Annotated in this window: 10 protein-coding genes; 3 read left to right on the plus strand and 7 right to left on the minus strand. The window is 39.5% G+C overall.

The features are described 5' to 3' along the window. Nucleotides 1-520: 520 nt before the first annotated feature. The 7 genes from OA84_RS10045 to OA84_RS10075 all read right to left on the minus strand — a co-directional run bounded on the left by OA84_RS10045 (nucleotide 521) and on the right by OA84_RS10075 (nucleotide 9,841). Nucleotides 521-1,699 carry an aspartate aminotransferase family protein gene (locus tag OA84_RS10045; RefSeq protein WP_039345500.1) on the minus strand — a complete coding sequence of 393 codons (1,179 nt, stop codon included), beginning with the start codon at nucleotides 1,697-1,699 and terminating at the stop codon, nucleotides 521-523. A gap of 112 nt (nucleotides 1,700-1,811) precedes the next feature. Then, complete coding sequence (locus OA84_RS10050; RefSeq protein WP_039345503.1) at nucleotides 1,812-3,548, minus strand: OstA-like protein; 1,737 nt, start codon at nucleotides 3,546-3,548, stop codon at nucleotides 1,812-1,814. Beyond that, nucleotides 3,548-4,021, minus strand: coding sequence for a Fur family transcriptional regulator (locus OA84_RS10055; protein WP_039345505.1), 474 nt, complete (start codon nucleotides 4,019-4,021; stop codon nucleotides 3,548-3,550). The genes OA84_RS10050 and OA84_RS10055 overlap by 1 nt, the downstream gene beginning before the upstream one ends. A 73-nt stretch (nucleotides 4,022-4,094) precedes the next feature. Beyond that, nucleotides 4,095-6,080 carry a KUP/HAK/KT family potassium transporter gene (locus OA84_RS10060; RefSeq protein ID WP_039345509.1) on the minus strand — a complete coding sequence of 662 codons (1,986 nt, stop codon included), beginning with the start codon at nucleotides 6,078-6,080 and terminating at the stop codon, nucleotides 4,095-4,097. A gap of 91 nt (nucleotides 6,081-6,171) precedes the next feature. After that, the gene (locus tag OA84_RS10065; protein WP_039345512.1) at nucleotides 6,172-7,155 is read right to left on the minus strand and encodes a pyruvate dehydrogenase complex E1 component subunit beta; all 984 of its coding nucleotides are present in this window, start codon (nucleotides 7,153-7,155) and stop codon (nucleotides 6,172-6,174) included. A gap of 206 nt (nucleotides 7,156-7,361) precedes the next feature. After that, complete coding sequence (locus tag OA84_RS10070; protein ID WP_039345513.1) at nucleotides 7,362-7,781, minus strand: DUF2147 domain-containing protein; 420 nt, start codon at nucleotides 7,779-7,781, stop codon at nucleotides 7,362-7,364. 134 nt (nucleotides 7,782-7,915) lie between these two features. Further along, on the minus strand, nucleotides 7,916-9,841 hold the full coding sequence (locus OA84_RS10075; protein ID WP_039345518.1) for an LTA synthase family protein: 1,926 nt from the start codon (nucleotides 9,839-9,841) through the stop codon (nucleotides 7,916-7,918). Nucleotides 9,842-9,952: 111 nt separating this feature from the next. On the opposite strand from OA84_RS10075, the gene OA84_RS10080 reads away from it, so the two are divergent. From OA84_RS10080 to OA84_RS10090, 3 genes are all read left to right on the plus strand, one after another. Beyond that, nucleotides 9,953-10,666: a CDP-alcohol phosphatidyltransferase family protein gene (locus OA84_RS10080; protein ID WP_039345520.1), complete on the plus strand. Its 714-nt coding sequence runs from the start codon at nucleotides 9,953-9,955 to the stop codon at nucleotides 10,664-10,666. A 111-nt stretch (nucleotides 10,667-10,777) separates the two neighbouring features. Further along, on the plus strand, nucleotides 10,778-11,542 hold the full coding sequence (locus OA84_RS10085; protein ID WP_039345522.1) for a 3'-5' exonuclease: 765 nt from the start codon (nucleotides 10,778-10,780) through the stop codon (nucleotides 11,540-11,542). Nucleotides 11,543-11,568: 26 nt separating this feature from the next. Further along, nucleotides 11,569-12,174, plus strand: a complete 606-nt coding sequence (locus tag OA84_RS10090; RefSeq protein ID WP_039345524.1) for a fumarylacetoacetate hydrolase family protein — start codon at nucleotides 11,569-11,571, stop codon at nucleotides 12,172-12,174. Nucleotides 12,175-12,224: the final 50 nt, after the last annotated feature.

Raw genomic sequence — 12,224 nt, forward strand, 5'->3', positions numbered from 1 at the left:
ATTTTTGTTTTTCGGTATGATATATATCATCAGGGGATGCCGCTTCCATCGGGGCTAAAAACCACTTTTATCGCATCTTTTTCCAGGTTTACAGTGCGATGATGAGATGTTGTGATGATGTGGTGATTGATGATGTGATAATTTGAAAATTCGCCGCTAAAACACCCAATTTTTTTCAATTTGAAAATGAAGCAAAATTTGAAGATTTGGAAATGAGAAAATGTGGAAATGAAAAATTGCCGCTAAAACACCAATTTTTCCCAAAATATAAATCTGCAGAATCCGCAAAATCAGCGGAAGAAAAAATGCTACGAATGCACATTTAAATATTCGCCGCTAAAACACTCAATTTTTTCAGAGTTGGAACTGACTTTGAAAATTTGAAAATGAGAAAGTGAGAAATGAGAAAATGAAAAATTTACCGTTAAAGCAGCTAAAAATTTTAAGCACTTTAAAACCAAAAAATTTGCCGCTAAAACAACGAATTTTTCAAATTACCAAATTATTAAAAATGAAATCGCTATTCAAATTCATTTAAAACTTCCAGAATAATTTCGCAACCCTGCCGGATTTCCTCAAGCGAAATGGTTAACGGTGGCGAAATTCTCAAATATTCATTGCGATACAGTTGCCAGAAAACGATTAAACCTTTTTCCATGCAGCGTTTTGCAACTTCCAAAGTAAAGTCCGGCGCACCGAGATTTACCGCAAGCATCAAACCTTTACCGTTCACATTTTTAACTTTCGGATGCACCAAAAGTTCCCGGAAAAGTTGTTCTTTTTTAGCAACTTCTTTCATCAGATTACTTTCCACCACTTCTTTCAAAGTCGCGTAACTCGCCGCCGAAATTAGCGGATTTCCGCCAAAAGTCGTAATGTGACCCAGTTTTGGCGAATGTGTAAGCGACTGCATAATTTGCGCAGAACTCATAAAAGCGCCCACAGGAACACCGCCGCCCATGCCTTTTCCCATCACCAATATATCCGGCACCATATCGAAATGTTCAAACGCGAACAATTTTCCCGTTCTTCCAAAGCCAGGCTGAATTTCATCCAGAATTAAAAGCGCGCCCACTTCTTCACAGCGCCTTTTCAAATTTTTGAAATAATCGGCGTCAGGCACCAAAAATCCCGCTGCGCCTTGAATGGTTTCCGCTAAAACACAAGCTGTTTTTTCAGTAATTTTTGAAAAATCATTTTGGTTATTAAACTCAATGAAATTCACCAACGGCAAAAGCGGACGAAATTCGCGCTTGTTATATTCGTTCCCGGAAACCGACAGTGCGCCGTGCGTATTTCCGTGGTAAGAATTTTTCATCGAAATGATTTCTTCCCGCCCGGTGTAGCGTTTCGCGAGTTTCAAAGCGCCGTCGATCGCTTCTGCACCGGAATTTACCAAATAAGTAACTTCGAGCGGTTCCGGCGTAGAATCTGCTAAAAGCTTGCAGAGTTTCACGGGCATTTCCTGCGCGTATTCGCCGTAAACCATGACGTGCAGATATTTTTCAGCCTGAGTTTTTATGGCTTCCACAATTTTCGGATGCGAATGGCCCAAAGTATTCGCGGAAACACCCGCGACAAAATCAAGGTATTTTTTGCCGTTTTTGCCGTAAATAAATGATCCCGAAGCTTTTTCAACCTCAAAGCCGGCGGCAAACGGTGTGGTTTGTGCCTGATATTTAAAAAAATCTGTCTGCATTTTAAAGGTAATTTTTAATCTAAACTTTCAACCGCGCCCCGACCTGAGTGGAGCTCTCCGCCGCGGCGGAAGCGGGAACGGAGGGCGGAAAATGTGCGCCCAAATAAAAAAATTATTTCCGGACGCGTTTTGGTTTTTTCGCCTCTTCTTTGGCTTTTTGGGCATCAACTGCTTTCTGGGCAGCGTCGTACAACTCGTTGTTCGATTCGTATTTTATTTCGGGATAGTTGGGCGAGTCCACAAATATGTCGCGCCAGGTCCGCAACCGGTCTTTTGTGTTCCAGTTAAAATCCGGGAAAAACCGCTGTTCGCGGGAAATTAAACTCATCGGAAAAGTGTCCACATTTGCGCCGATATTGCAGGAAATAATCTGCACTTTCCGGTCTTCAAATTCCGCTTCAATCGTACCGCAGGTGGAAAGTGACACGCCAATGCGCTCGACTTCCTTGGTAGTTTCGTTTCGGTCATCCGCATAAGTAATCGCCTGTGCATTGCCGATGACTTTCGCAAGTTTCACCTGATTTTTTTCGTAGTAAACCGTCATTAATTTACCTTTTATCTGGTTGAATTCATCTTTCATATTCAGCGAATCGGCTTTGCTGATCGCGAAAGCGTCGCCAATCACGCGCAAAGAATCGATGTATTCATTTTTGGTGTCGAAATAAGCTTCAATTTTATCTCCGGTAACCTGCTTTTCTCCGCTCCACGCAATCGGGCTGCCGAGCAGATGCATGACGCCGTCGGTTTCATTAAAACTTAAAGAATCCGCGCGCAGCTGAATGTTTGATTTGAACATGCGCGCCTTTCGGTAAGCACGCAAAAAGCTTTTTTTCTCAAGCGGGTTTTGGACATCAGGTTTCTGAAATGCCAAAATCCGGTCAGCTGAAAAGTACATGGAATCCTTTTCCAGAATTTTTACAGCGTAGGGTTTTTCAGTAATCATCGCGGAATCTTTTTTCTCGTAGATTTCGGCGTAACCGCCTTTCATGTAGCGGTTTTCTTTTGGATCGCGAAGTGTTACATTTCCTTTTGCTGTCCCGAAACCTGTAATTTGGTTAAAATACATGTCATCGCCGGTAAGCAATTTTCCGTTATAATGAATGCGGGAATTCTTTTTTAAATAGACTTCCTTGGTATTCATATGATACGTGCCCTTTTCGGTGTAAATGAGATTTCCCGGATTTTTTTTATTTGTAATCGTGGTCGCACCGTTGAATGTGGCGGTGTTCGTATTTTGGTTTTGGATAATATTTACGCCTTCTACAGTATATTCGGGATTGTCGATTTTTACGTTCCCGGTAAAATCAATTAATCGGCTTGTTAGATCATAAGTTGCAGATTTGGTGTACATCACATTGCCATCTTTGGTAATTGTACCGCCGGTATTGAAATAAGCTTTGTTGGAAAGCCGGTCGTAATACAGCGTTTCAGTCTGAATCGTTTGGCCCGGATCGGTGAGCAGAACGTTCTTTCGGGCAATTCCTTTTTGGGTATTTCCGTCATATTCCATTTCACCGGATGTGATCACCGAACCGTCGGCATTTTGCAAACGGACATTTCCTAGCGCTTTTACAAAATTCTGATCCTGATAAAAAATAACCTCATCTGCTGTTAAAACTGAACCCTGATGTACAAACTGAACATTGCCGGAAAAGAAAGGGTTTCCGTTGTATCTGTCGGGTGTTTTCTGAAAAAAGTCGGAGTGAATAAGCTTGACTTTTTCCGGTGCAGCGCTGGTTTGTGGTACATTGAAGAAAGGATCGCGCGCCGCATCCTGCTGAGGCTGAGTTTTAATCTGTGCAAAAAAATGTGCACTTATAAAGAGAAAAAAAACGAAAAGTTTTTTCATTAATCCTTTTTGGTTCCGTAAAAATAAAGTGAATGGGAATCAATGTTTACGCCGAAAGCGTTTTCGATAGACTCTTTGATGCCCTGAATTCGCGGATCGCAAAACTCAATGATTTCCTGAATTTCTTTGTTGGAATCTTTTTTATAGATGACCATGTGATCGTGCTGCATGTTGAAATACGATTTCTCGTAAGACGATGATGTCAGCGTTTTTTCACCAAACTGGTGTTTTCGGATGAGGCCGGCGTCTAAAAATATTTCGATGGTATTGTAAATGGTAGCTTTGGAAACGTGATATTTTTTCTGCATCATGAGCAGGTAGAGATCATCAACATTAAAGTGATGCTCCAGGTTGTAAATTTCCTCCAGAATCGTGTAGCGTTCGGGCGTATTTCTAAATCCTTTTTCCTGCAGATACTGTCGTAAAACCTCTTTTATAGTGGCAATATTGAGCTCTTTATGTTTCGCGTCCATTGATAAAAATATGTACAAATTTACCGATAATTTTATTAACGGTCAGAAATGACTTTTATTGGATTTTCTGATTTTAAGAATCGTAGCGGCGGAAATTTACCTGCTGAATTTTGTTGGTAATAATTTTCTGGTCCAGCAACGGCGCAGATTCTACTACTACATTGTGCGCAGAAATCCCCCAGGCCTTAAAGTCATCGCTGCCAATGTATTTCACAAAATTATAGATATTAAGGGTGATTTTTTCTTTTACGGTAAGCAAAGTATCATTTATATACGTATTGTCGATAATCACATACTTTAAATCCGGTGGCACATTATAAGATCGCAGCGAGGGATGGCTGCTGCGCGAGGGAATACTCCCCTCTTCCATCATATCCTCTAGAACCTGATCGAAATAATCATTGATGCGGCGGTCAATTTTGAAACCAAGCATGAAATTGATACGGTAAATTGTTCCAGGCATGATTTCATCAATGGTATAATTAAAAGTAAAAGGATCTTCCTGGTTTATAATATTCAAAATAAAATAATGATCTGCGCGCTTGGGCTGCTTTCGGATAATGGAATAGATAATTTTCGCCTCTACTTCATCGGAACGTTTTGCACGGCTTAAAAATGCCAGATTCGTGGCATATTTTGGTATTGTTTCGTCGAGTTTCAGTTCTTTGATTACCGGCACATATTTGTCGAGTTTTACAAACTTAATAAATTTACCTTTGATAGAACGTCCGTTATACCAAGCGTACATACAGACCGCGATGAAGCCGCCCAACACCATGGTAAGCCAGCCACCGTCAAAAAATTTAATGACATTGGCATAGAAAAATCCTAATTCAATAAAGAGGTAAACCGCTAAAAATCCTAAGGCAAAAACGCGGGTCGCTTTGTTCCGACGCAGCCAGAAAAAAAGCAGTGTTGTTGTCATCAGCATAGTGATGGTAATTGTTAAACCATACGCAGCTTCCATTGCTTCTGACTTTTGGAAATAAATCACAACGATAAAGCACAAGAACATCAAGCCCCAGTTTACCCGGGGAATATACATCTGACCTTTAATTCCAGAAGGATAATCAATTTGCTGGTTGGGCCAAAAAGTAACTGACATCGCCTCCGAAAACATGGTAAAAGAACCAGTAATTACTGATTGACTTGCAATGATTGCCGCCGCCGTTGCTAGAATAACACCCGGTAAAATTGCCCAAACCGGCATAATCCCAAACATTGGATTAATACCGGACGCAACCGCATCAGGATTAGATAAAAGCCAGGCGCCTTGTCCTAAATAATTAAGTATAAGCATGATTTTTACGAAAATCCAGCTGACACGAATATTTCTTTTACCACAATGTCCTAAATCAGAATATAATGCCTCTGCACCCGTAGTACAGAGAAAAACCGCACCCATGATGACAATAGCGCTCGGAGAATGCGTAATTAAATTATAAGCATAATAAGGATTAAATGCTTTTAAGACCTCAAGATGCTCGGAAATGTGCATGGAACCAAACCCTCCTAAAACCAAAAACCAAAGGACCATCACCGGACCGAAAAATTTGCCGATAGAAGCCGTTCCAAACTGCTGTACAATAAAAACAATTGCCAAAATTACCAGCGTTATTCCGACGACAGGCGTGTGCGGGGAAAATATTTTAAGGCCTTCTACAGCTGACATTACAGTTAATGATGGCGTAATTATACTGTCTGCCACCAAAGTTGAGGCTCCAATTATTGCGACGACGTAAAGCCATTTTTTCTTCAGCTTTTTCACAAGAGAATACAATGCTAAAATTCCACCTTCACCTTTGTTATCAGCTCGCAGGGCGATAATTACATATTTTACAGTAGTTTGCATTGTCAGCGTCCAGATGATACACGAAAGTGCACCTTCAATATATTCATCAAAAGGTAAATTTCCTGTTTCTTTCCGTGCATTTACGATCGCCTTCATTACATAAAGCGGCGAAGTTCCGATGTCGCCAAAAACAATACCGAGTGAAACTAAAACTCCAACGGCGGTCAGCTTTTTGGTATCGAAATGCGATATACTATTTTCAGACATAAACGAGAAAATTTCGTCAAAGGTAAACGATTATCTGCTTTCTTGCAGTACTTAGCAATAAAAAAAACTCCCTTGCAGGAGTTTGAATTTTTTAAGCTTTAATGTAAAGCGCATTTTTGATTTCTTCTTTGACCTTTTCCAGTTTGGGGAACCATTCCGCGAACAGCGGTGCCGAATACGGCGCTGGCGCATCTGGTGTGGTAATTCTTTTGATTGGAGCATCCAGATAATCGAAAGCTTTTTGCTGAACCATATAAGTAAGTTCTGTCGCGATAGAACCTAAAGGCCACGCCTCTTCCAAAACCACCATGCGGTTGGTTTTCTTTACAGATTCCAAAACGGTGTCATAATCAATCGGGCGAACAGTTCGAAGATCGATAACTTCTACAGAAATTCCTTCTTTTGCTAAATCTTCAGCAGCCTGAATCGCCAGTTTCATAATTTTTCCAAAGGAAACCAAAGTCACGTCGGTACCTTCACGCTTGATATCTGCTTTTCCGATTGGGATATAATATTCTTCTTCAGGAATTTCCATTTTATCACCATACATCTGCTCAGATTCCATGAAAATTACAGGATCGTTATCCTGAATTGCTGTTTTTAATAAACCTTTCGCATCATATGGATTAGATGGAACAACCACTTTTAAACCGGGAATATTCGCAAACCAGGATTCCAAAGCCTGAGAGTGCGTTGCGCCCAACTGACCTGCAGAAGCGGTTGGACCGCGGAAAACGATTGGGCAGTTCCACTGGCCACCGGACATCTGACGGATTTTCGCAGCGTTGCTGATAATCTGATCAATACCAACCAAAGAAAAGTTGAAAGTCATGTATTCCACGATTGGCCGGTTTCCGTTCATAGCAGAACCGATGGCGATTCCGGTGAAACCAAGTTCCGCGATTGGTGTATCGATAACTCTTTTCGGCCCGAATTCGTCCAACATTCCTTTAGAGGCTTTATACGCGCCATTGTATTCGGCAACTTCTTCCCCCATCAGATAAATGGTGTCATCTTTTCGCATTTCTTCGCTCATTGCCTGCGCAATAACTTCTCTAAAAGTATATTCCTTCATAATATGTTGAAAAATTAAAGTACAAAAGTAAAGATTTTTCCGCAAAGTTCCTTCATTGCACAAATGATAAAAAGCAACTCTTGCGAATTGCTTTTTTAATTTTATAAATATTTTTTCGGCCTTATTTAGCCATCTTTTTCGGTTTTAAATTTCTCCTGTAAAACCCTTGTTTCCATTTTGGAAAAAAGGTTCAGACAACCCGGAATTTATTTTACCGCGTGCCAGGTTTGTGTTCTGCCGATGAGCGAGAAACCTACATAACCTCTAACATTCAGTTTATCGCCTTGTCTGGAGATATTACATTTGTAAGTTTTTCCGGTTTTCGGGTCGGTAATTGTTCCGCCAGTAAATTCGCCGCCCACTTTTTTCATATCACGAATTACTTCCATGCCTAAAATCGGTTTGTTTTTTCGGTCGTCGCTACAGTCAACACAGTTTGGGTTTGCCGGTTTGATTAAAAGTTGGGTAACTTTTCCGTAATATTTACCGTTGGATTTTTTGGTAATTTCCACGATAGATTTAGCCTGGCCGGTTTCATCATCGATTGTTTTCCATTTTCCTTCGATTTGTGCGTACGAAAGTGTTGCGAAAAATAAGGCTACGAAAGCAAAAATTATTTTTTTCATTTTAAATTTTTTTTAATTGTTGATTGGATAAATGTAAATAAAAAAAGTTAAACACCAAATCTTTTATTATTCATATCATAATTTCTTAGCAGAATCAGCAAATTTTTAAAATTAAACACCCATTTAATTTTATCTTATTTAAGTTTCCGGTTAATCACTCGGTCCATATAATCCTGATACCAGGCTTTGGTCAAAAGAATTCCCTTTTGCATTTCCGTATTTAGAGGTTGCCTGATGAGATTATTTTTCAAAGCTTTATCATCAATAGCATAAATTCCGGTAACTTCTTCACCATTAAAAAGGTAAATATAATTCCCGATAATCATCTGTTCGTTGATGGAATCGGAATTTACAATCAAATAATCTTCTTTTTTCTCCGAAACCAAACTTCGTCCCCAGCTCCGAATTTTTTTGTTGTAGCCCATTAAATCTACCAAAGTCGGATAAATGTCCATTTGCTGAGTTGGCTCGGTAATTTCGCCCTGCAAATTATATTTTGAGTTTGGTGAATAAAACATGATTGGAATCGCAAAACGGTTCATGGCTTTTTCGTATTCCGGATAACCAACCTGGTTTGTATGGTCGGCAACAAAAACAAAAATGGTATTGTTGTACCACGGCATTTTTTCAGCAGTTTCGAAGAATTTTTTTAAAGCAAAATCAGTATAACCAATAGGTTCGTGAATTTCCAGCGGACCTTTTTTAAATTTCCCTACATATTTTGTCGGAACTTTAAACGGATGATGCGAGGAAACCGAAAATAAAGTGGCAAAAAAGGGCGATTTTTTCTGGTTTAAAGTCTGCGCAAAAAACTGAAAAAACGGCTCGTCCCAAATTCCCCAAATGCCATCAAATTCCTGATCATTATTAAATTCCGTTTTTCCGTAATAATGTTTGAAACCCAGAATATTTCCGAAACCTAAAAATCCCATCGAACCGTTTGGTGCCCCATGAAAAAAAGAAGTATCATAACCCATTTCGTTCGCGACAGAAACCAAGGATTGAATTTTTTGGTTGGAATACGGCGAGCTTGTAAAAGCATCTTTCAAGCTCGGAATTCCCGCCAATACGGAACTCATACCGTGAATAGACTGCCGGCCGTTTGCAAAAGCATTCGTCGCAATTAAACTTTGCGTCGCTAAACTGTCAAAAAAAGGCGTGTACGACTCGAAATTTTTAATTCCGGAATTTTTGTTAAAAGCACCGGAATATTCTTTACCAAAACTTTCTAAAATGAAAATCACCACGTTGGGTTTTGGTTCCACGTTTTCGCGAGGGTAATATTTATAAGGTTTAATATTTTCTCCGATGAATTTTTCATCAACAAAATGAACTTCTTTGAAATTATTCGTCGTCAGCGTACGGAAAAAAGAAAAAACGCTGTTCAGCACCACATTTGCATGCACGGGTTTGGTGACGTGCCTGTTTGCATCAACCAGATTAATCGGCCGCGTGGAATGTCTAAAATCACCACGGATGCCACCAACGACAAGCAACGCCGCTACACAAAGCGTAAGAATTGAAAACAGAAAGTACGGAACCAGTTTTTTCGGCCTTATTTCGGCAATTTTTACTCTTTTATAAAGATAAATCCAAAATGCCGTCAAAACAACAAACCAAATAATTACAAACGGATGTTCAGCGAACGAAGTCAGAAAAATCTCGCCGACGTTATTTTCGTTTTGTGCCACTTTAAAAGCTGCACTGGTGAGCCGCGCCTGCGAAAATTTGTAATAAATAAAATCACCGAAATTTAAGCTGTACGCAATTCCGTTGGTGATGAAATAAAGGTAAAAAAGAAATTTTTGGTAAGGTTTCCGGCTATTTATAAGAATCGGAATTAAACTTAAAAGGATAAAAAGCGAATTCACGTACAAAATCGCAGTAGTATCAAACGAAAAACCGCGGTATGCGATATTCAGATATTCTGAAAAACTGTCAACAGGAATCAGATTTTTATTGAAAAACCAAAACAGCAGACGCGCAATCTGGTAAAATACAAAAGCCAAAAAACTTCGGTATAAAAGGGCTAAAATTTCCTGTTTTCTAATTTCTTTCATTAATTATCTGAAAAATATGATGCAAATTTACATTATTTTCGCATCTTAACGTCATGTGCGAAAGCGCCGGAAAGCACAGAAAAAATCAATAAAATCCTTAATTTTGCAGCTATGAGTTTTATAAAAAACAATTTTGCCAACATGCTGACTTTGGGAAATCTCATGTCCGGGAGCATTGGCGTCATTCACCTGATTACCGGAAATTACAAAATAACGGCGCTTTGCATTATCATTTCTTTAGTTCTGGATTTTTTTGATGGACTTGTTGCGCGCGCTTTGAAAGCCAATTCGCCGCTCGGTGTTCAGCTGGATTCGCTTGCGGACATGGTTAGTTTTGGTGTGCTGCCTGGCGTTACAATGTTTAAAGCTCTGGAACCGTTTGGGAACCAGTTTTTAGGTTTTGATTTACCGTTTAACATTCAATATATCGGGCTTTTTATCACTTTATTTTCCTGTTTGCGCCTGGCGATTTTCAATCTGGATGATGAGCAAACCTATTTTTTTAAAGGTTTAAATACGCCATCAAATACCATTTTAATTTTCGGGCTTTATTATGCTTTTGTAGAAAACGGCGCTTTCCGAATATTTTTCGAAAGTCCGCTTTTGCTAATTATGATTACACTGATTTCGTCGCTGATTTTGGTGAGTCCCGTGAAAATGATCGCGATGAAATTTAAATCGATGCAGCTGAAAGACAATTACCCAAAAATTGCCCTTTTAGCCGGCGGAATTTTAATTCTTCTTTTATTTAAAATCCCGGGAATTCCGCTGGTCATTTTATATTATATTTTGATTTCGGTTGTTTTTCAGAGGCAGTTAAAGTAATCAGTTGTCAGTTGTCAGTTGTCAGTAATCAGGTTTTAAGTGACATATTATCAAATTTTCAAATTGGCTCATTTTCAAATTATCTCATCATCACATCAACACATGACATAAATGAATTTAAAACTCCATAAACCACTTTGCGTTTTCGATTTGGAAACCACCGGAGTTCAGGTTTCACGCGACCGCATCGTGGAAATTTCTATTTTAAAAGTTTATCCTGACGCATCTCGCGAATCCCGAACCTGGCGTGTAAATCCGGAAATGTTTATTCCGAAAGAATCTACAGAAGTTCACGGCATTACCGATGACGACGTGAAAGATTCACCAAAATTCCGTGAAATAGCCGGTAAAATTATCGACATGATTTCCGGCTGCGATTTGGGTGGTTTTAATTCAAACCGTTTTGATGTACCGCTTTTGGCTGAAGAACTTTTGCGCGCAGGTGTGGATTTCGATTTAACTAAATTTAAGCTCGTCGATGCACAAACCATTTTCCACAAAATGGAACCGCGGAATCTTACGGCGGCTTACCAGTTTTATTGCCGAAAAAGCCTCGAAAATGCACATTCTGCGGAAGCCGACGTTTTGGCAACTTTTGAAGTTCTTGATGCGCAGATTGGTCATTATCCGGATTTACCAAAAGATATTGCGGGTTTAAGCGAATTTTCTTCGCATCATAAATTTGCAGATTTAGCCGGTTTTATCGCCTTTGATAAAGACGAAAAGGAAATTTTCACTTTCGGAAAATATAAAGGTCAGCGTGTGAAAGACGTTTTCCAAAAAGATTTGGGCTATTACGGCTGGATTCAGAATGCAGATTTTCCGCTCTACACGAAAAAAGTTCTGACCGGAATTCAGCTGAGAAGTAAATTTTAGCCCTTAAAACCATAAAAAAAAGCAAAATGAAAATCATTTGTATCGGAAGAAATTACGCAGCGCACGCGCAGGAATTGGGCAACGAAATTCCGGAAAGTCCCGTGATTTTTATGAAACCCGACACCGCAGTTCTTAAAGGAAACGATTTTTATATTCCGGAATTTTCCAACGATGTCCATTACGAACTCGAAGTGGTTTTGAAAATTTCGAAAGGCGGAAAATATATTCAGGAAGAAAATGCCGGAAAATATTATGATGAAATCGGTTTGGGAATTGATTTTACGGCGCGCGGTCTTCAGTCGGAATTAAAATCGAAAGGCTTGCCTTGGGAGCTGGCAAAAGGTTTTGATGGCAGTGCTGTTTTATCGGAGTTTTTTCCGAAAAAAGATTTCGACCTGAAAAACCTGAACTTTTCGCTGTTGAAAAATAAAGAGGAAGTGCAGAACGGAAATACTTCGCTGATGATATTTTCACCTGAAAAAATCATCGCTTTTGTGTCGAAATTTTTCACCTTGCGCGTGGGAGATTTAATATTTACCGGCACACCGAAAGGCGTTGGTAAAGTTTCGGAAAATGATGAGCTGCAGGCATTCCTGGAAGATCAAAAGGTTTTTGACCTAAGAATTCAATAAAAATTCGGGGTTAAAATAGCATAAATTTTTGTAACTTTAAGCTACTAATA

Source organism: Kaistella solincola (genome assembly GCF_000812875.1).
Taxonomy (GTDB): domain Bacteria; phylum Bacteroidota; class Bacteroidia; order Flavobacteriales; family Weeksellaceae; genus Kaistella; species Kaistella solincola.

Coding starts and splice junctions, on each gene's coding strand:
- OA84_RS10080 (WP_039345520.1), top strand. CDS start 9,953: ATGAGTTTTATAAAAAACAATTTTGCCAACATGCTGACTTTGGGAAAT.
- OA84_RS10045 (WP_039345500.1), bottom strand. CDS start 1,699: ATGCAGACAGATTTTTTTAAATATCAGGCACAAACCACACCGTTTGCC.
- OA84_RS10075 (WP_039345518.1), bottom strand. CDS start 9,841: ATGAAAGAAATTAGAAAACAGGAAATTTTAGCCCTTTTATACCGAAGT.
- OA84_RS10065 (WP_039345512.1), bottom strand. CDS start 7,155: ATGAAGGAATATACTTTTAGAGAAGTTATTGCGCAGGCAATGAGCGAA.
- OA84_RS10090 (WP_039345524.1), top strand. CDS start 11,569: ATGAAAATCATTTGTATCGGAAGAAATTACGCAGCGCACGCGCAGGAA.
- OA84_RS10050 (WP_039345503.1), bottom strand. CDS start 3,548: ATGAAAAAACTTTTCGTTTTTTTTCTCTTTATAAGTGCACATTTTTTT.
- OA84_RS10070 (WP_039345513.1), bottom strand. CDS start 7,781: ATGAAAAAAATAATTTTTGCTTTCGTAGCCTTATTTTTCGCAACACTT.
- OA84_RS10085 (WP_039345522.1), top strand. CDS start 10,778: ATGAATTTAAAACTCCATAAACCACTTTGCGTTTTCGATTTGGAAACC.
- OA84_RS10060 (WP_039345509.1), bottom strand. CDS start 6,080: ATGTCTGAAAATAGTATATCGCATTTCGATACCAAAAAGCTGACCGCC.
- OA84_RS10055 (WP_039345505.1), bottom strand. CDS start 4,021: ATGGACGCGAAACATAAAGAGCTCAATATTGCCACTATAAAAGAGGTT.